Annotated in this window: 12 protein-coding genes, 1 tRNA gene, 2 rRNA genes and 1 other annotated feature; all 15 genes read right to left on the reverse strand. The window is 35.2% G+C overall.

Annotated features, from left to right (window positions below; genetic code table 11):
* Nucleotides 1–10: 10 nt before the first annotated feature.
* A 23S ribosomal RNA gene (locus tag AC0N0V_RS22890) occupies nucleotides 11–2,914 on the reverse strand.
* Nucleotides 2,915–3,314: 400 nt separating this feature from the next.
* A 16S ribosomal RNA gene (locus tag AC0N0V_RS22895) occupies nucleotides 3,315–4,821 on the reverse strand.
* Together the 16S and 23S rRNA genes form the textbook arrangement of a ribosomal RNA operon.
* A gap of 641 nt (nucleotides 4,822–5,462) precedes the next feature.
* On the reverse strand, nucleotides 5,463–6,836 hold the full coding sequence (murD, locus tag AC0N0V_RS22900; protein WP_474461218.1) for a UDP-N-acetylmuramoyl-L-alanine--D-glutamate ligase: 1,374 nt from the start codon (nucleotides 6,834–6,836) through the stop codon (nucleotides 5,463–5,465).
* 567 nt (nucleotides 6,837–7,403) lie between these two features.
* Entirely contained in the window at nucleotides 7,404–8,795 is a 1,392-nt protein-coding gene (locus AC0N0V_RS22905; protein WP_474461220.1) for a glycine--tRNA ligase, read from the reverse strand.
* Between the two features lie 345 nt (nucleotides 8,796–9,140).
* Nucleotides 9,141–9,306 (reverse strand) — a binding site (T-box leader).
* A gap of 104 nt (nucleotides 9,307–9,410) precedes the next feature.
* Nucleotides 9,411–9,485 (reverse strand) — tRNA-Asn (locus AC0N0V_RS22910).
* 217 nt (nucleotides 9,486–9,702) lie between these two features.
* Nucleotides 9,703–11,211 carry a lysine--tRNA ligase gene (gene lysS / locus AC0N0V_RS22915; RefSeq protein ID WP_474461221.1) on the reverse strand — a complete coding sequence of 503 codons (1,509 nt, stop codon included), beginning with the start codon at nucleotides 11,209–11,211 and terminating at the stop codon, nucleotides 9,703–9,705.
* Nucleotides 11,212–11,226: 15 nt separating this feature from the next.
* Nucleotides 11,227–11,706: a transcription elongation factor GreA gene (gene greA / locus AC0N0V_RS22920; protein ID WP_474461222.1), complete on the reverse strand. Its 480-nt coding sequence runs from the start codon at nucleotides 11,704–11,706 to the stop codon at nucleotides 11,227–11,229.
* A 171-nt stretch (nucleotides 11,707–11,877) separates the two neighbouring features.
* Nucleotides 11,878–12,705: a hypothetical protein gene (locus AC0N0V_RS22925; RefSeq protein WP_474461223.1), complete on the reverse strand. Its 828-nt coding sequence runs from the start codon at nucleotides 12,703–12,705 to the stop codon at nucleotides 11,878–11,880.
* Nucleotides 12,706–12,777: 72 nt separating this feature from the next.
* Nucleotides 12,778–13,752, reverse strand: coding sequence for a tRNA dihydrouridine synthase DusB (dusB, locus tag AC0N0V_RS22930; protein ID WP_474464621.1), 975 nt, complete (start codon nucleotides 13,750–13,752; stop codon nucleotides 12,778–12,780).
* Complete coding sequence (locus tag AC0N0V_RS22935) at nucleotides 13,752–14,540, reverse strand: type III pantothenate kinase (protein WP_474461224.1); 789 nt, start codon at nucleotides 14,538–14,540, stop codon at nucleotides 13,752–13,754. The genes dusB and AC0N0V_RS22935 overlap by 1 nt, the downstream gene beginning before the upstream one ends.
* A 327-nt stretch (nucleotides 14,541–14,867) precedes the next feature.
* Nucleotides 14,868–15,254 (reverse strand): thioesterase family protein, encoded by a 387-nt coding sequence (locus AC0N0V_RS22940; protein WP_474461225.1) that lies wholly within the window; start codon nucleotides 15,252–15,254, stop codon nucleotides 14,868–14,870.
* 122 nt (nucleotides 15,255–15,376) lie between these two features.
* A complete protein-coding gene (gene ftsH / locus AC0N0V_RS22945) occupies nucleotides 15,377–17,179 on the reverse strand; it encodes an ATP-dependent zinc metalloprotease FtsH (RefSeq protein WP_474461226.1) in 1,803 nt (600 codons plus the stop codon).
* 81 nt (nucleotides 17,180–17,260) lie between these two features.
* On the reverse strand, nucleotides 17,261–17,797 hold the full coding sequence (gene hpt, locus AC0N0V_RS22950; RefSeq protein WP_474461228.1) for a hypoxanthine phosphoribosyltransferase: 537 nt from the start codon (nucleotides 17,795–17,797) through the stop codon (nucleotides 17,261–17,263).
* A 1-nt stretch (nucleotide 17,798) separates the two neighbouring features.
* Nucleotides 17,799–19,151 carry a tRNA lysidine(34) synthetase TilS gene (gene tilS / locus AC0N0V_RS22955; RefSeq protein ID WP_474464623.1) on the reverse strand — a complete coding sequence of 451 codons (1,353 nt, stop codon included), beginning with the start codon at nucleotides 19,149–19,151 and terminating at the stop codon, nucleotides 17,799–17,801.
* A 210-nt stretch (nucleotides 19,152–19,361) separates the two neighbouring features.
* Complete coding sequence (gene spoIIE, locus AC0N0V_RS22960; RefSeq protein ID WP_474461229.1) at nucleotides 19,362–21,749, reverse strand: stage II sporulation protein E; 2,388 nt, start codon at nucleotides 21,747–21,749, stop codon at nucleotides 19,362–19,364.
* Between the last annotated feature and the right edge of the window lie 189 nt (nucleotides 21,750–21,938).

The raw sequence follows: 21,938 nt of genomic DNA on the forward strand, positions 1-21,938 counted from the left end.
AGTGATATATTAGGTCAAGCCCTCGACCTATTAGTATCAGTCAGCTGAACATGTTGCCATGCTTACACCTCTGACCTATCAACCTTGTGTTCTTCAAGGGGTCTTACTAGCTTACGCTATGGGAAATCTTATCTTGAGGTGGGCTTCACGCTTAGATGCTTTCAGCGTTTATCCCGTCCCGACATAGCTACCCAGCTGTGCTCCTGGCGGAACAACTGGTGCACCAGAGGTCAGTCCATCCCGGTCCTCTCGTACTAAGGACAGCTCCTCTCAAATTTCCTACGCCCGCGACGGATAGGGACCGAACTGTCTCACGACGTTCTGAACCCAGCTCGCGTGCCGCTTTAATGGGCGAACAGCCCAACCCTTGGGACCTACTTCAGCCCCAGGATGCGACGAGCCGACATCGAGGTGCCAAACCTCCCCGTCGATGTGGACTCTTGGGGGAGATCAGCCTGTTATCCCCGAGGTAGCTTTTATCCGTTGAGCGATGGCCCTCCCACGAGGTACCACCGGATCACTAAGCCCGACTTTCGTCCCTGCTCCACTTGTTTGTGTCGCAGTCAGGCTCCCTTCTGCCTTTGCACTCTACGAACGATTTCCAACCGTTCTGAGGGAACCTTTGGGCGCCTCCGTTACTTTTTAGGAGGCGACCGCCCCAGTCAAACTGCCCACCTAACAATGTCCCGTGACCAGATTCATGGCCGCCGGTTAGAATCCCAGTACTGTCAGGGTGGTATCCCAAGGACGACTCCACAAAGGCTGACGCCTCTGCTTCGCAGTCTCCCACCTATCCTGTACAGACAATACCGAGACTCAATGCTAAGCTACAGTAAAGCTCTACGGGGTCTTTCCGTCCAATCGCGGGTAGCGAGCATCTTCACTCGCAATACAATTTCGCCGGATTTGTTGTCGAGACAGTGCCCAAGTCATTACGCCATTCGTGCGGGTCGGAACTTACCCGACAAGGAATTTCGCTACCTTAGGACCGTTATAGTTACGGCCGCCGTTTACTGGGGCTTAAGTTCACACCTTCGCTTGCGCTAAGTGTTCCCCTTAACCTTCCAGCACCGGGCAGGCGTCAGCCCCTATACATCAGCTTTCGCTTTAGCAGAGACCTGTGTTTTTGCTAAACAGTTGCTTGGGCCTATTCTCTGCGACCACCTTGCGGTGGCACCCCTTCTCCCGAAGTTACGGGGTCAATTTGCCGAGTTCCTTGACAACAATTCTTCCGCTGGTCTTAGGATTCTCTCCTCACCTACCTGTGTCGGTTTGCGGTACGGGCACCAGTTCACTCCATAGAGACTTTTCTTGGCAGCGTGGAATCAGATACTTCGCCCAAAAGGGCTCCCCGTAACACCTCAGCATTAACTAGACGGATTTGCCTATCTAGTCTGCCTAAGTGCTTAGACGCACATCCAATAGTGCGCACATCCTATCCTCCTGCGTCATCCCATTTGTAATAACGCAAACTGGTGGTATCGGAATATCAACCGATTGTCCATCACCTACGCCTTTCGGCCTCGGCTTAGGTCCCGACTAACCCTGAGCGGACGAGCCTTCCTCAGGAAACCTTAGGTTTTCGACCAATAAGATTCTCACTTATTTCTCGCTACTTATGCCAGCATACTCACTCCTGTACAGTCCACCGCTCCTTACGGTACGACTTCAACCCATACAGGAAGCTCCTCTACCACTGATACTTACGTATCAATCCATAGCTTCGGTGGTAAGTTTTAGCCCCGAACATCTTCGGCGCAGGATCTCTCGACTAGTGAGCTATTACGCACTCTTTAAATGAGTGGCTGCTTCTAAGCCAACATCCTAGTTGTCTTAGAAATCCCACATCCTTTTCCACTTAACTTACACTTTGGGACCTTAGCTGATGGTCTGGGCTGTTTCCCTTTTGACCACGGATCTTATCATTCGTAGTCTGACTGCTTTGATTCAAGTATATGGCATTCGGAGTTTGATAGGGTTCAGTAACTGTTGTCAGCCCCTAGCCCATTCAGTGCTCTACCTCCACTACTCATTCAAAACGCTAGCCCTAAAGCTATTTCGAGGAGAACCAGCTATCTCCGAGTTCGATTGGAATTTCTCCGCTATCCACAGCTCATCCCATGGTTTTTCAACACCAATGTGGTTCGGTCCTCCACGGAATTTTACTTCCGCTTCAACCTGTCCATGGATAGGTCACCCGGTTTCGGGTCTACGACATGCAACTTTTTGCCCTATTCAGACTCGGTTTCCCTTCGGCTACGTATCTTAAATACTTAACCTTGCTACACATCGTAACTCGCTGGCTCGTTCTACAAAAAGCACGTCGTCGCAGGTAAAACTGCTTCGACTGATTGTGGACACACGGTTTCAGGTTCTATTTCACTCCCCTTCCGGGGTTCTTTTCACCTTTCCCTCACGGTACTGCTTCACTATCGGTCACCAGTTAGTATTTAGCCTTGGGAGGTGGTCCTCCCTGCTTCCCACAAGGTTTCACGTGTCTCGTGGTACTCTGGATCAGATCTGACTGTTATTCTTTTTACCTACAGGGCTGTTACCTTCTATGGCAGAGCCTTCCAGCTCTCTTCAATTAAGAAATCACAGTATTTAATGATCTGTCCGCAACCCCAGGAACAAGTTCCTGGTTTGGGCTCTTTCCCTTTCGCTCGCCGCTACTTAGGAAATCGATTTTTCTTTCTCTTCCTCCGGGTACTTAGATGTTTCAGTTCCCCGGGTCTACCTCTATAAACCTATGAATTCAGTTTACAGTACATAGCGTTAGCTATGTGGGTTGCCCCATTCGGAAATCTCCGGATCGCAGGCTATTTGCGCCTACCCGAAGCTTATCGCAGCTTATCGCGTCCTTCATCGGCTACTGGTGCCAAGGCATTCACCATGCGCCCTTTGTAGCTTGACCTATTGACCGAAAATTGCTATAAACTTCGCATCTCTTCGTCAGATCACTCGTTGCGGTGCTCATTTACCTGAAGTAAACTCCGCTCCTCACTCATGCTCTTCCTCGACCTGCTCGTTTCTATCAATTTTCTAGTTTTAGTTTATAAATCTACAAAGGTGTTATTGATACTTTAATACAGATATAAATATCCATATTTAAGTAATCATACCTTTAGCTTTACTTTGTTTATGTTAAATAATTTTCATTATTCAACGCTTATCACTGTGCAATTTTCAAAGAACATTTTGCTACCACCTTAGTGTTAGCTTTATTTGAGGTTTTAATCCCTCAAAATTAAACAGAGTGTAAACCAGAATTCCAATGTAACTAAAAACCTAAGCTTCTAGTTATTATTCCTTAGAAAGGAGGTGATCCAGCCGCAGGTTCTCCTACGGCTACCTTGTTACGACTTCACCCCAATCACTGACCCCACCTTCGGCCGCTGGCTCCTTACGGTTACCTCACGGACTTCGGGTGTTGCCAGCTCTCATGGTGTGACGGGCGGTGTGTACAAGGCCCGGGAACGTATTCACCGCGACATTCTGATTCGCGATTACTAGCAACTCCAGCTTCATGTAGGCGAGTTTCAGCCTACAATCCGAACTGGGATGAGTTTTTTAGTTTGGCTCCCCCTCGCGGGTTTGCATCTAATTGTACTCACCATTGTAGCACGTGTGTAGCCCTGGACATAAGGGGCATGATGATTTGACGTCATCCCCACCTTCCTCCCGGTTAACCCGGGCAGTCTCACTAGAGTGCTCAACTTAATGGTAGCAACTAATGATAAGGGTTGCGCTCGTTGCAGGACTTAACCTAACATCTCACGACACGAGCTGACGACAACCATGCACCACCTGTCTCCCTGCCCCGAAGGGCTTCCTCCATTACGAGTAATTCAGGGGATGTCAAGTCCAGGTAAGGTTCTTCGCGTTGCTTCGAATTAAACCACATGCTCCGCTGCTTGTGCGGGCCCCCGTCAATTCCTTTGAGTTTTAATCTTGCGATCGTACTTCCCAGGCGGAGTACTTATTGTGTTAACTGCGGCACAGAGGGTTGGACCCCCCTACACCTAGTACTCATCGTTTACGGCGTGGACTACCAGGGTATCTAATCCTGTTTGCTACCCACGCTTTCATGCCTCAGCGTCAGTTATGGTCCAGAGAATCGCCTTCGCCACTGGTGTTCTTCCTAATCTCTACGCATTTCACCGCTACACTAGGAATTCCATTCTCCTCTCCCACACTCTAGATATCCAGTTTGAAATGCAGCTCCCAAGTTAAGCCCGGGAATTTCACATCTCACTTAAATATCCGCCTACGCATCCTTTACGCCCAGTAAATCCGGACAACGCTTGCCACCTACGTATTACCGCGGCTGCTGGCACGTAGTTAGCCGTGGCTTCCTCCTTGGGTACCGTCATTATCGTCCCCAAAGACAGAGCTTTACAACCCGAAGGCCTTCATCACTCACGCGGCGTTGCTGCATCAGGCTTTCGCCCATTGTGCAATATTCCCCACTGCTGCCTCCCGTAGGAGTCTGGACCGTATCTCAGTTCCAATGTGGCCGATCACCCTCTCAGGTCGGCTACGCATCGTCGCCTTGGTGAGCCTTTACCTCACCAACTAGCTAATGCGCCGCGGGTCCATCTCAAAGCGGATTACTCCTTTAATTAGTCCTTCATGCGAAAAACTAATGTTATGCGGTATTAATCTCCCTTTCGGGAGGCTATCCCCCTCTTTGAGGCAGGTTACCCACGTGTTACTCACCCGTCCGCCGCTAATCCACCCCGAAGGGTTTCATCGCTCGACTTGCATGTGTTAGGCACGCCGCCAGCGTTCGTCCTGAGCCAGGATCAAACTCTCAATTTAAAAGTTTGCTTGCTCATTACTGTTTTGTTACTTTAAAAGTAACTCAAAGAATTGCTGGTTTATTTAAAAACAAGTTTTAACTTATCTTTCACTCTGTTTAATTTTCAAGGATCAATTTGTCTCATCCCGACTGCTTACTTAGTTTAACAGCTTTGTTTTATATTGTCAATAACTTTTTTATTACTTGGAAAGTTATTTTGTTAAACTTTGTCGTATCTCGTGACGACATATGTTATTCTATCACAAACAAAGATGTATATATATTCTTTTCATAGCAAATCCGTGATTTAATTTACTATTACTCAATTTCTCTTCAAAATTCATCTTATTTTATATATTGATACACATGGGTAAGTTTCTGTTAACTTGATGTTTTTTTATTAAAAGTACTGATTTGAGTAAATCCTGGTAATTTAGTAGGATTTACCTGATGTTATCATAAAACTAATAATTAAATGAGTTCTTAATAACGCATTTAATTATTAGTTTTATAAGCACTTTACCAAAGGCTAAATGCTATATACCTTCACTTTTTACTTTAGAACTGAAATTTAATCATATAAAGTGATTCTGTTCCCATTATCTATATAAACACTAACTATTAATTTAGACAAGGCTTTACATATATGAGTATAAGCAAATTATATTTTTCTTATGAGTTCTTTAAATTTATTCCCTCTAATTTCAAAATTAGCAAACATATCAAAACTTGCACAAGCTGGTGATAATGTTACTATATCGCCTTTCTTCCCTATTTCTTTTGATTTATAAATAGCAGATTCTAGACTTTCTTCAATTATTATCGGTAAAGTAATACCTTTCGCAGAAATAACTTTATCAAAAGCATCCTTTATTTTATATTTTGTGTCCCCTATCAAAATTAAATACTTAATCTTAGAATACCCTTCTTCTGCTAAGGATTCAAAAGGTAAGTTTTTGTCATATCCTCCTGCAATTAAAATTACTGACTTATCAAAAGCCTTGAGCCCAGCTAACGTTCTGCTTGGACTGGATGCTATAGAATCATTGTAATATTTCACACCATCTATCTCTCTAACAAATTCACATCTATGCTCTACCCCAGCAAATGTTGTAGCCACTACTCTCATACTATCTACGCTTACATCTTCGCTTAGTGCACAAAACGCAGCAAGTAAATTCTCTACATTATGCATTCCCTTTAGTTTTAACTCGCTTAAATCACATACTTCTTTTTCTTTTATATACAGCTTGTTATTTTTGAAACATGCATCCTCTTCTGCACTTATTATAGAAAATTGGAGCACTTTTCCCTTAGCTTCTTTTACCATAGAATTAGTTATTTCATTATCCCTATTTAGTACTAATAAATCATTCTCACACTGGTATTTAAATATATTCTTTTTAGCCTCAACGTACTCATTCATATCCTTATGAATATCCAGGTGGTTTGGGCTTAAATTTGTAATAACAGCTACCTCTGGTGATACACCCATTGTCATAAGTTGAAAACTAGAAAGTTCAAGCACAACTCTATCACTCTCTTTTACTTCTTCTATTTTTGTGAAAAGTGGGGTTCCTATATTGCCACCAACCCATGTCTTATATCCATTTTCTTTAAGTATTGTATATATCAGTGTCGTAGTAGTGGTTTTCCCATCGCTACCTGTCACTCCATAAATCTTAGCAGGGCAGTATCTTACAAACTCTTCTATTTCTGAAGTTATATACGCACCTTCTTTCTTAGCTTTTATAAGTGACGGACTATCTATTCTCATCGATGGAGTTTTGAATATAACATCAAACCCTTTTAAGTTATCCAGATACCCTTCCCCTAATACTAATTGTACTCCTTTTTTCTTAAAATCTTCAACAATTTCACCTAGTTCCTCTTCACTTTTTTTATCAAAAGCCGTAACTTTTGCTCCTAAATTTAAGAGAAAATTTATTAGTGGAGTATTACTTATACCTATACCAACTACAGCTGTCTTTTTATCTTTTATAAAATCCTTAAAATAATTAAAATCCTTCTTCATAAAAAACCTCCAAAACTTTAAAAACCTATCTATTTGATTTTTCCTCATACTAAATTATACCACTTTAATAGAGAAATTAGTTGTTTTCTAATGTGTTTTTATTTTATATATTAAATAATCTACAATTACATAATAATCTTCATTTAACTCTTAATACTATAGAGCTATAGTATTATTATAAAGTCGAGAAAAGTCGAAATTGATAGAAAATATTTAATTTATCAACTTTATTGTAACGTATTGAACTTTTTTGTTATTATATGATATAATATGTTTGTGCCGTAAGGAAACATTAATATAATTCCCCAAGTTTTAATTAAACATATAACATATCCCCATGATTAAACCCTATTTTACCGGATAATAAGTATCCGGTTCTTTTTTTATTTTAATTTCCTTAAACTATGTTAAGAATTCATCTCTTGTTAGTGTAAACATTTAGTCTTCTCAGTAATTATTATATAGAATTATTTTAATATTAATTAATAGCATCTTCTTGTATGTAGGACATAATTTATAAAAGGCATATTTACTTTAGATATTCTAAAGCAAATATGCCTTGTTAAATTAGAATTCTATCTTTTCTTTTATAAAATTCTTAATTTCATCTATCTTTATTCTGAATTGTTGCATAGTATCTCTATCTCTAACTGTTACAGTATTATCCTCAAGAGTATCAAAGTCTACTGTTATGCAATAAGGTGTTCCAATTTCGTCTTCTCTTCTATATCTCTTTCCGATACTTCCTGCATCATCATAATCAACATTAAAATCCTTTCTTAAATCATCATATATTTCTAATGCTTTATCAGAAAGTTTTTTAGTTAAAGGAAGTATAGCTAATTTAAAAGGTGCTATTGCTGGATGAAAGTGAAGCACAGCTCTTACATCGCCACCTTCAATTTCCTCCTCATCATAAGCATCAATTAAGAATGATAATGTTAATCTATCAGCTCCAACTGAAGGCTCTATACAGTATGGCACATATCTTTCATTTGTGTTAGGATCAAGGTATGATAAATCTTTTCCAGAGTGCTGTTGATGTTGTTTAAGATCATAATCAGTTCTATCAGCTATTCCCCACATTTCACCCCATCCAAATGGATACAAATACTCAATATCTGAAGTTGCATTACTGTAGTGAGATAGTTCATCTTTTTCATGGTCTCTAAATCTTATATTCTCTTCTTTTATTCCAAGTTTTAATAAGAAGTTCCAACAATATTCCTTCCAGTAGCTATGCCATTCTAAGTCAGTTCCCGGTTGGCAGAAAAATTCAAGTTCCATCTGCTCGAATTCTCTAGTTCTAAAAGTAAAATTACCTGGAGTTATCTCATTTCTAAAAGACTTGCCTATTTGAGCTATTCCAAATGGCACCTTTTTTCTTGAAGTTCTTTGTACATTTTTAAAATTTACAAATATCCCTTGTGCTGTTTCTGGTCTTAAAAATATTTCCGCTTGGGTATCTTCTGTAACTCCCTGAAAAGTCTTAAACATCAAGTTGAATTTTCTTATATCTGTATAGTTCTTTTTACCACAACTTGGACAAACTATATTATTATCGTCTATATACTGTTTTAATTTTTCATTACTCCATCCATCTGCACTAGCTTTTTCTATTCCTTGTGCTGTCATATGCTCTTCAACTAACTTATCTGCTCTAAATCTAGCCTTACATTCCTTACAATCCATAAGTGGATCTGAAAAGTTTCCAACATGACCAGATGCAACCCAAACATCTTTATTCATTAGAATAGCAGTATCTATTCCAACATTATGTTTGCTCTCATGAACAAACTTTTGCCACCAGGCTCTTTTTACATTATTTTTTAATTCTACACCTAAAGGACCATAATCCCAAGTATTTGCAAGTCCTCCGTATATTTCTGATCCCGGATATACAAATCCTCTGTTTTTAGCTAAGGCAACTACCTTATCCATAGTCTTTTCAAATGCCATAACATTACCTCCTACTTTTATCATTTTTAGTTAGTATTTACATTTTATATTAAAATATAAAAAAAGGCCTGCCATGAAGGGACGAAAATTTATTTCCGCGGTTCCACCCTTCTTGACATGAGCCCTGCTTTCTACCATTATCACTCAAAAGCTCCATTCATAATAAATTCCGATTGTTCACACCAGCCACAATCTCTCTTAAAGAATATTCATTACTACTCCTCTTCATCATAGCGAAATATTAAATTTTCAATTGTATATTAAATCTAGGCCATAAATGGCGCCTTTCATTCATGGCAATTATCACCTACATCTAATATTTAATATAAAAAAAAGACCTAACCATAAAGGGACGAAAGTTTATTTCGCGGTTCCACCCTTCTTGGCCTTAGCCCTACTCTTCATTCCATCACTCGGAAGTTCCCTTCATAATAAAATCTTAATTGTTTTCACCAACCACAATCTCTCTTAGAAGATTTCTACTATTACTTCTCTTCTTCATAGTGAACTATTTAATTCATTGTATATAATTTATAACCTTTACTTCCTTTGTTATATTATATACTAATTATTCAATTTTATACATATAAAATTGAACTTATCAAAAAATAAAAATGGCTCCGTGGAGAGGACTCGAACCTCCAACCCTTCGGTTAACAGCCGAATGCTCCGCCGTTGAGCTACCACGGAATAACTTAACTTACATTTATTATTATATCATACATTTTTAAAGTTTCAATAGTTTTTTTAAAAAAACTACATTTTTAACTACATAAATATAATTTTTCTTTAAAACTTTATAATGCTAGATAAGCCAGAAAATTAATACAAGTTATTTCTAGCTTATCTCATTATAAAGTTCTAAGTTATTGAAGCTTAACTTTATGTGATATCTAAACTATATATACTATTGCTGAGTTGGTTTCATAGTTGGGAATAGAATAACATCTCTAATAGATGCCGCATCTGTTAGGAACATTACCATTCTGTCTATACCTATACCAAGTCCACCAGTTGGAGGCATACCTATTTCCAATGAATTGATAAAATCATCATCCATCATATAAGCTTCATCATCTCCAAGTTCTCTTTCTTTAAGCTGTTGAACAAATCTATCTTTTTGAACTATAGGGTCATTCAATTCAGAGTATGCATTACATACTTCTCTTCCGAATATAAATCCTTCAAATCTCTCCGTAAACTGCTCATTTCCTCTCTTTTTCTTTGTAAGAGGAGATATTTCAACTGGATAATCAAGAATAAATGTAGGTTGAATTAATTTATCTTCTCCGAATTCTTCAAATAATAGATTTAATATTTCACCCTTTGTATAATCCTTTAATTCCTTTTTCAATGGAAGATGTTTTTCTTTTGCAATAACTCTTGCTTCCTCATCAGTTTTTATTTCATTAAAATCTACACCAGCATATTCTTTAACAGCATCTACCATAGTAATTCTTCTCCATGGTGGTGTAAAATCTATCTCTGTTCCTTGATATATTACCTTTTTAGTACCAAGAACCTTATCACATACATAAGCCATCATATTCTCGGTAATTTCCATCATATCATTGTAGTCTGCAAAAGCTTCATATAATTCTATCATTGTAAATTCCGGATTATGTCTTACACTTATACCTTCATTTCTAAAGTTTTTACCCATTTCATATACTTTTTCAAATCCACCGACAATTAATCTCTTTAAATAAAGTTCTGTAGCAATTCTTAGATACATATCTATATCTAAAGCATTATGATGAGTATTAAACGGTCTAGCTGCTGCACCACCTGCTATAGGAGAAAGCACTGGAGTTTCAACTTCTAAATAATCTCTATTATCTAAAAACTCTCTTATAGCTCTTATTATAGCAGTTCTCTTCATAAAGGTATCTCTAACATCTTGATTCATTATTAAATCAACATACCTTTGTCTATATCTTAAATCAGGATCCTTCAATCCATGCCATTTTTCTGGAAGTGGTTTTAATGATTTAGCTATAAGTTGAAAATCTGTAATATGTATACTTATTTCTCCTGTCTTACTTTTAAATACTTTACCTGTTACAGATAAAATATCTCCTATATCAAAAGACTTATATTCTTTTAGTTTCTCTTCACCTACATCATTTATTTTTATATAAAGTTGTATTTTCCCATATCTATCATGCAAGTCTGAGAATCCAGCTTTACCCTGAACTCTTTTTGACATAAGTCTTCCTGCTACGGTTACTTCTTTGTCTTCTAATTCATCATAATTATCTTTTATTTGTTTTGAAGTATGAGTTCTCTCAACTTTATAAACATCAAAAGGGTCCTTTCCTTCATTTTGTAGATTAAAGAACTTCTCTCTTCTTATTTTCATAAGTTCATTAAAATCTTCTTCTAATTCGTTTATATTCTTTTCTTCATTTGACATTTGTACAACCTCCAATTATCTTCTTATGCCAAGTATTTCATACTTGCTTACTCCATCTGGCACTTGTATTTCTACTATATCACCAACTCTTTTTCCTACAAGGCCTCTTCCTACTGGTGATTCATTAGATATCTTATTATTAATAGGATCTGCCTCTGCAGAACCTACCATTATATATTCTACTTCCTCATCAAACTCATAGTCTTTTAATTTCACTATAGAACCTATGCTTACAATATCTGTTGGTACTTCACTTTCATCTACAATACTAGCATTTTTAAGCATATTTTCAAGTTGAACTATTCTTCCTTCTACAAATGCTTGTTCATTTTTAGCATCGTCATACTCTGAGTTTTCACTTAAATCTCCAAAAGAAAGTGCAACTTTAATTTTTTCAGTTATTTCTTTTCTCTTAACTGTTTTTAAATATTCTAATTCTTCTTCTAACTTCTTTACTCCCTCATAAGTCATTACATATTTTTTTGATCCACTCATTTTATTCTCCCCTTTTAATAATTTATCAAAAACTTTCTATATCAGTGTTTATTAACCCTTTTATGATGGAATAACCTACCTTTATCAATCATTTAAGTAATTATAAAACAGCATCCTCTTAATGTCAACATTTTCAAGCTTAATTCACAATGAGTAAAGATTATGATTACTTTAATCTATCCCCAAAGTGTCTTCATTAAATTTCATCTTATCTAAATATATCCCATTATACTGAAGGGATTTTTCAACATCTTTTTCTTCCATCTGACACAGTATGGATCCAAGAAGTTCTGGAGACATGTTTAATCCTCTTAACTTCCAAGGTACGTTATACGTTACATCATTTATAATTATCTGACTGCTCTTTTCAGGAACATATATATTATTTAAATGCCATATAGCCGCTTTACTATTTATATTCATTCCCATTGAACTAACAATAAAGTCTGCGTTTCTAAAAGCATATTCCTTGTCATTTGTAATCATAGGTGTTATACCATAGTTAGCAACTATATATTCTCCAATAGTATTGATTTTTCCTATGTTTTCAGATAACAAAACTATATATTTAGCCTCTTTTGCCATATTACATATTACATGAAAATTCATATCATCAGCTGCATCACATATAACTATACAACTATCCCTTATACTTTTATTCGTAACTCTTAGTATAAGTTTAGAACTCCTTACAATTCCATAAGCCATAAGATCTTTTTGAAAATTATTAAAAAGCTTATAATCCAGTTTCCTGTATGTCTTAGATGCTAAGGTAGACTCTTTATTTCTTATTACCTTTTTAGCAATTCCTAAGTTACCATAATACGCCTTCTCATGAAAGTTAGATGGAAGCTTTACGTTAATTATATTTAGATTTAACTCCTCAATAAAACTCTCCCCTGAACACCTAATTTTAAATCGATCCTTTACTCGTGAAATAATGCTATTGTCCTCATATGGCCTTTTAACATCAGCATTAACATATACTATTGGCTTCATTAAATATTTCCTTATAAATTATTTACATTATCATTGTATTCTAATACATTATTAAAAATTACATAGAATTTGTTAATGTACATTCCTTAATCTTTTCTTATAATCTTCTAAGATACTTATTGCATTTATACTTTCTTTTTCATAGTTAACCTTGTCTTTGATTTCCTTATTATTTTCAAGACCTTTTATATACCATCCTATATGTTTCCTCATTTCTCTTAAAGCCACATTCTCACCATTATAATAAATTGAGCGTCTGTAGTGTTCAATACACATATCTATTTTTTCGTCGGCTGAAGGATATATTATTTCTTTTCCCTCAATTCCTTGCTGTACTTGTCTAAATATCCAAGGGTTTCCCATTGAGCCTCTACCAATCATTACACCATCACATCCAGTAATCTTCAAAAGACTCATTGCATCTTCGCTAGTAACCACATCTCCATTTCCTATGACAGGTATACTAACAGCCTTCTTTACTTGACTTATTATATCCCAATCAGCTCTTCCTTCATACATTTGCTCACGGGTTCTTCCATGAATAGTTATAGCATCTACTCCAGCTTGCTCCAATTCTTTTGCAAATTCAACAGCATTAATATTGTTAGAATCAAATCCTTTTCTAAATTTAACTGTTACAGGCTTGGAAGATGCACTCTTTACTTGTTTCACTATTTCTGCTGCTAACTTAGGATTCTTCATTAGCGCAGAACCTTCTCCATTCTTAACTATCTTAGGAGCCGGGCAACCCATATTTATATCAACAATTGCGATATCCTTATTATTGTTAAAAAAATCACATGACTTTGCCATTACAACAGGGTCATTGCCAAATATCTGCACAGCTACTGGTTTTTCTTCTTCTGAAATAATCAGCATATCTTTTGTATTTTCACTGCCATAGAATAAGGCCTTAGAACTTATCATTTCTGTATATACGAGACCACAACCCATTTGCTTACAGAGACCTCTAAATGCAATATCAGTAACACCAGCCATAGGAGCCAAAAATACATTGTTTTCAAACTCCAGATCTCTTATTTTCATCATAGCACCTGCTCTTTATTTTTTTCATAAATAATTCTAAGTCCGCTCAATGTCAAAATAGGATCTATTTTATCGATTGATTTTGACTCCTCACTAATAAGTTTAGCTAATCCTCCTGTAGCTATAACAAATGGCTCTTCTTCACCCAATTGTATCATTTCCTTTTTCATTCTATCCACTATATAGTCCACCTGTCCTATATATCCATAAACAATTCCCGCTTGCATACTTGATATTGTATTCTTACAAATAACCCCTGCTGGTTTTGTAAGCTCAACCCTAGGTAGTTTAGCAGCTCTTTCAAATAACGCTTCAGAAGCTATCTTAATTCCTGGACAAATAGTCCCCCCTAGATAATCTCCTTTGGAAGTTAACGCACAAAATGTTGTAGCTGTGCCAAAGTCTATAATAATGCATGATCTCTTATAAACCTCATGAACAGCAACAGCATTTACAATTCTATCTGCTCCAACTTCTTTTGGGTTATCATATTTTATGTTAATCCCTGTTTTTACTCCTGGCCCAACAATTATAGGCTCTATTTCAAAATATTTTTTTATCATATGTTCTAAAGAATACATGATATTAGGTACTACTGAAGATATTATTACTCCTTCTACATCATCAGGATCTAACTTACTTTGTAAAAATAATTGTATTACTTGAACTCCATATTCATCTGCAGTTCTTTTATAATCTGTTGACAATCTCCAGCTTGCAATAAGCTCTTTATTTTCGTATACACCCAATACAATATTGGTATTTCCTACATCTAAAACTAAAATCACAGAACATACCACCTTTCCATCATCTTGTGTGAGTTAACCTTCAACTTAAATATACTTACTCACATTAGTCCTCTTCACGAATCAAACAAATTCTCTAAATTAATATCAATCCTTCATTTATATGTAATTACTCATTTCTTGAGTTAATTTAATATAAATAGAATTCTTGAAATCTATTAGCTATCTAATAAATGAACTAATACCCAATTTACAATAATTAAAGAGCAGCTTTACAGCTGCCCTTTAGTATATCCATTTTACTGTCAATTAATAATCTAATTGTATCAATTAAATCATATTTGTCAAGTTTGCATAAGCTACGTAAAGTTATAAACTAATTTTTTTCATAAACTCTTCACTATTTACTATATACCTTGTGTGAGTACCTTCTCCAATTTTTCCTTTTTCATCCGAAGCTTCAACACTAAATATAAGTTTTTTACCTTGAACCTTGGTTAAGTATGATTCACATCTTATTTTCATACCAATAGGCGATGCTTTAATATGTTTTATATTCAGTTCTATACCTACAGTAGTATATCCAAATGGAAGATGCAGATCTACAGAACTTTTACAAGTATTCTCCATAAGAGCTATCATAGAAGGTGTGGAGAACACATCTAAATTCCCTGAACCTAGCTTACTTGCAGTATCATTCTCTGTTACATATATCTCCATAGTAGCCGTCATGCCTTCTTTTAAATTAAACTCCATACAATCATCTCATTTCATAAAAATTTTATTTCAAAATTTCAGACACGTATGTTAATTATACCATGTTATGATACTTTTAACATAACTTTAAAACAAAAATAGAGGCAGTTTTGCCTCTATTTTTATGCATTATTAAAAATCTCTTCGAATTCATTAGCTTCAAGTTTCTCTTTTTCGAGGAGAGCCTTGGCAACTGCATGAAGTTTTTTTATGTTTTCATTCAAAAGATTTTCAGCTTTCTTATATCCTTCATCAATAAACTTTCTTAGCTCTCTATCTATCTCAAAAGCTACTTCTTCACTAAAGTTTCTACTCTTACCTAAGTCTCTGCCTAGGAAAACTTCATCGTGTCCTGATCCAAAAGCAATCGGTCCAAGATCACTCATTCCGTAATCCATAACCATTTTTCGTGCTATCGTCGTAGCTCTATCAATGTCATTTTTAGCACCTGTACTTATATCACCTATCACAAGCTTTTCAGCAACTCTACCTCCAAGAAGTCCGACAATCTCATCTTCAAGTTTTGTCTTAGACATATAAGCGGTATCCTTCTCTGGAAGATGCATTGTATATCCTCCAGCCATTCCTCTTGGTATAATGCTTATTTGGTGAACTGGATCTGCTGTAGGTAATAACTTCATAACAACTGCATGCCCAGCTTCATGATAAGCAGTAAGCCTTCTGTCTTCTTCTGCAATAACTCTGCTCTTCTTTTCTGGTCCTGCTATGACTCTAGTTACAGCTTCCTCCAATTCATCCATTCCTATTAACTTTTTATCTTTTCTAACAGCTAAAAGTGCTGATTCATTCATCAAGTTTTCTAAGTCTGCACCTGTAAATCCAGGAGTTCTTTTTGCAAGTATATCTAACTTTACTTCTTCTGCTAAAGGCTTATTTGTTGAATGAACTTTTAGAATTTCTTCTCTTCCCTTAACATCTGGAGCACCTACAAGTATTTGTCTATCAAATCTTCCCGGTCTTAAAAGCGCAGGATCTAATATATCTGGTCTATTTGTTGCAGCTATCATTATTATACCTTCATTGGCTCCAAATCCATCCATCTCGACAAGCAACTGATTTAGTGTTTGCTCTCTCTCGTCATGTCCACCGCCAAGTCCAGCACCTCTTTGTCTTCCTACAGCGTCAATCTCATCTATAAATATAATACATGGGGAGTTTTTCTTTGCCTGCTCAAATAAATCTCTGACTCTAGAAGCACCAACCCCTACAAACATCTCAACAAAATCTGATCCTGATATACTGAAGAAAGGAACCCCAGCTTCTCCTGCTATAGCCTTAGCAAGCAATGTTTTTCCTGTTCCTGGAGGTCCCACAAGAAGAACTCCTTTCGGGATTCTTGCTCCCATTTCTATGTATCGTTTTGGCTGTTTTAAAAAGTCTACGATTTCTGCTAGTTCTTGTTTTTCTTCATCGGCCCCAGCTACATCTTCGAATGTAACCTTTTTCCTATCTGGATTTGCCATCTTAGCTCTACTTTTTCCAAAGTTCATGACATTCCGATTTCCTCCACCACCCTGTGATTGCTGCATAAACATGAACCAGAAGGCAACAAGCATAAGTATCAATAAGACTGTAGGCAAGTATTGTATCCACATTGGAACTGTTGCAGGTTTTACATAAATCTCCTTTACATCTCCGTTCTTTGGATGTTCTCCAATGAATTGGAATAGTCTCTCAGATGGAACCACTGTCTCATACTGTGAACCATCCTTTAAATTACCCATTACAGTCATCTTATCTTCTCTTACTTGAAAACTTTTTATATTGTTATCTAACCAATATTTTTGAAATTCATTAAAACTAATGGCTGTTGAATTTTCATTAGTTCTTACTAGCATCATAGCTGCAAGAATTACTAAGATAAATACTATAACCCAGGCCGTTGCACTTGAAAATTTTTTCATTACAGGCCCCCCTCTCTTTCTGGTTTTATATTGTAAAATTGTATCATAAGGAAATTTCCTTTACAATAAATTTAATATTAATTATTTATAAACTTCCTCCTTTAAGATTGCGACATATGGTAAATTTCTATACTTTTCACCATAATCTAAACCGTATCCCACTAAAAAGTAATCCGGTACATTATAACCTATGTATTTGGCATTAACTTCAGCAGTCCTTCTTTCAGGCTTATTTAGAAGGGCAGCTATCTCTATACTTGAAGCCTTCCTCCCCATTAAGTACTCTGTTAAATATTTAAGTGTTATACCTGAATCTATAATATCTTCTACAATTAATATATGTTTATTTTCTATTTCAAAATCTAAATCTTTTAGTATTCTTACTACCCCAGAAGTTTTTGTTGAATTGCCATAACTAGACACTGCCATAAAATCCATAGTACATGGTATAGTTATTTCCTTCATTAAGTCAGCCATAAAGGGAACTGATCCTTTTAATATTCCCACAAGCATTAAGTCTTTGCCCTCATAATCTTTACTTACTTTTAAGCCTATTTCCTTTATTTTTTCTCTTAATTGCTCCTCAGTAAATAATATCTCTTTTATGTCTTCCTTCATTTTACATATCCTCACTTTCAATACTAACTTCTAAAACTGTTTTTGTATCTTTATCTACCTTAAAAAGCTCACTTTCTCTGTACCCAACAATCCACCCTATATCTTCATTAAAACATATAAGCGGTATTCTATCTCTCTTATCCTTAGGAATCTTTAAATCTATAAATAAATCTTTTAGCTTCTTGCTACCACTCATTCCAAGTGGCCTGAATCTATCTCCATCTTTTCTATACCTTAATGTAATATCACCCTTTATCTTGTCATAATCGAAATACTTAAGAAGTTTTTTTCTCTTAAATTCAATTCCTTCTTCTACATTATTGATTAACTTCATATGTATCCTTAATTTTAGATTTTCAAGTTTGTTTACTCCAAGTTGTAATGTAAGTTCTCCTTTGTCTACTTTTAAATTTTCTTCTCTATTAGTACCTATAATTAAGTCTCCATAAGTATTTGATACAAGTACGTTATTAGGAAGATTAAGCTGCTTACCTGTAGAATTCTTTTGAATAGCTATTACATCATAAATGTGGACTCTTTCAAAATTGTATAAGTTGCCACACAACCCACTTAAAGCTAACCTTATAACCCTAGTAACTATTGCCTCATGTTCTAAAAATACTTCCTTAGATATTATAACCTTTCCTTCATGAATGTCACAATATTTTTTGTATTCTTCCTTTGCAATTGATTCTAAATACTCGCTATCTATCCTCATAGTATCAGAAAATCTATTTAAACCTTTGATGATGTCCTTATTAAAATTCGCCTCAATATAAGGTATAAGCTCTAATCTTATCTTATTTCTAGAATATATGGTTTCTAAATTTGTTTTATCAATCCTAGGCTTTAAGTTGTTATTCTCACAATAATTTTCTATGTCACTTCTCATAATATTTATCAAAGGTCTTACATAAATATTGTCTCTAACTGGCCTTATCCCAACTAATCCTTCTATACCAGTCCCACGCATAATTCTCATCAATATGGTTTCTGCTTGATCATTCGCATTATGTGCTATCGCAACCTTTTTAGCACCAATTTCCTTCTTTAACTCCTCAAAGTAACTATACCTAGCTTCTCTTCCTGCACTCTCGGATGATATATTCCTCAATTCTGATAGCTCATTTATGTCTATTCTCTTACTGTTAAATCCTATCTTTAACTCTTCACAAAACCTTTTTACATATTCTTCATCCTCATCGGCTTCGTTTCCTCTTAAGCAGTGATTTACATGTGCTGCATAAACTTTTATTTGTAAATCATTTTCCAAATTATGTAAAATATGCAATAGTGCCATAGAATCTGGTCCACCTGATACAGCAACTATTACCTTATCTCCTTTATCGAACATTTTATTTTCTTTAATAGTTTTTAAGACTTTTCCCTTCAAAACAAACACTTCCTGAAATAGATTATTTTAGAAATATATGTACTTTATTATATCATAATAATTTAATATTGTAGAGTTTTTAACCTAATTTTAAAAATTATTAATTATTGCTGATAACAATTTTAAAACTAAACACGCAAGCCATGTTGCGTATTTAGTTTTACTCTAAACTTAATATAAATTATAAACCTTTTCAACAATTACAGTCATATCATCTTTTACTTTTCCACCACTTAGTTCCTTTGCCTTACCAATAATTGCTTCACATAATTCCTTAGCATCATTACATTTAGAATTTTTCAAGAACTCTACTATCCAATCCACCTTACCTACAGCTTCACTTTCATAGTCAAGTACCCCATCACTTAACATTATTATAAAATCACCATTTTTAATTTTCTTTTTAGTAATATCAATGTCTGGCTTATCTAAAACACCTATAGGTAAAGTCCTAGAGTTTATCACCTCAATCTCATCACCTCTTTTTATAAAACTAGCTACTGCACCGACTTTCATAAAATCTATTTCTCCTTCATACAGGTCTATACTACTTAGATCCAATGTTGAAAACTTCTCACTTTCCGAGAACTTAATAGTCATTAAGGAATTTACTGTATTTATAGCAGTAAGCTTATTAAATCCAACTTTAGCAAATCTCTCTATAAGTTCTACAGCCGCACTACTTTCTTGCCCTGCTTGAGGTCCCGATCCCATTCCATCACTCACAATAGTCATATATGTTCCATCGGAAAGTTTTCCAAAACTATAACTATCACCGTTATGTTTTTCTCCTTCTTTGCACTTTCCACTCACATATGTTGCAACATGATATTTTGGTGTTTCTTCAAATGTTATATTACAAGATTTTGTTAATGGATCTATATTACATCCATCATCACTTACACACATACACTTTCCTGTAACTTGATTAATCAAAGGTAAAATTTCTTTTATGCATAATTGACTTCCACCACAAGCATCCATCGATAGCTTTATAACTATTCTATTACTTTTATTATTAAAACAAAATATGTCTTTATATGCAATGTTACTTCTGTTTAACACTCTTCTTATGTTATTCTCAATATCAACATTAAATTTTATATCAAGATTAAACTCTTCTACTATTTCAGATACTGAGTTACCCATATTACTTATTTGCTGTGATAAAAGTTCTCTACACTCACTCAACCTCCCTCTCCACATCTCATTGATTATATAGTTGTTTACAATCTCTTCTGTATTTTTTATAAGTGCAGATCTTCTTATACATTTTCTTTCTATTTCATAAGGCATTTGTTTCTTATTTTCTTGGTAATTTTGTATTAGTTCACCAAAACCATTGTAAGTATAGAAGGTTTCTCTTTTCCAACACATAGATTTCATATCACAATTAGCACACACTCTATCTGCTAGATTCTCTATTAACGCACTACTTTTATTTTTCATAGTAAGCTTATCATTATCAGCTAGCTTTTCTAATGTTTGCGACATACTAATTAGTACATCAGAAAAATCACTAAGCTTGTCCATTAATATTTCTTTAATTTTTTCACCATAGTTCTCCCTAAGATGTTCTTGCTTTTTCTCCCAATCCAGCTCTAATTCTAATCTCTTATAAATCTTCTGAGGTATTATGAAAAATATACCACTACTTATTACTACCTCAATGATTTTAAATTGTATTCCTATATCCGAGTACATCTTTAATACAGCAAACGCTACTAAATAAGATACACCACTCATTATTTTACCAGTTTCCCTAAACACTCCAGATATTAATCCACACAACCCATATACCCCAACAAAGGTAATCATATCATTGGATGTAACACCAATAATAGTTCCCATAGCTACCCCTGCTGCTGATCCAGCTGAACTTCCTTTGACATAACCAACTATGAGTACAAAAGTTAACGCTATTATGTTTCTTATTGAAACCCCCTGAACACTTATCCCCCACGTTCCAGCAATGATTAAGGAAATAGTTATTGCCATACTTATTATTTCTTCACTACTGTATAAATGTCTAGTTTTTATTTCTTTAAAACATCTTATCGAATAATTAATAATAAAATATAATGGAAACATACACATTGTTTCGAAGAAAGCATTTAAAAAGGCTATTCCAAGAGCAACCTTAACGATTAATAATTTATAAAATAAAATTTCCGCAAAAACTATACTAAACATTAGTAATATTTTTTTACTCTTCTCAGTATATTTTACTATGTAGGATAAAATTAACAATGACCCTGTTATGATAAAATATACAGGCAAATCTTTTACATTATTGTAAAGTGAAAGATACCCTAAGAATACACCACATCCTGAAATTAATGGTATCTTGCCTTCTTCATCAGAGATTATCGAAATTAAAAACGATATCCCAAATGGTGCCATAAGATTTATCATAAGCACCCTGCCAATTAAAAAAGATGCTATAAAATAAGTCGCCAGTGTCATTATCATTGATAAATCTGCGATTTTATTCTTTTTCTTCTCATCCTTTAACCTCTTAATCCTTTGATATGGAAAAAGTTCTACTCCGTACTGCATTACATACCACCCACCTTATAGAATTACTTTCTCTATTATAGCAAGGTGATTTGGAAATAAATGTCATAAACTGATATGGATATATGTTTTTTTTAGGACATATATTTCTATGTTTTTTTCTTAATATTGTATTTAGACAATTAAATTGAAAAAACCTCTTTACCATTAAATTCCACGTCGTGTATTTAA

This window comes from Clostridium sp. CS1-1 (assembly GCF_056135525.1).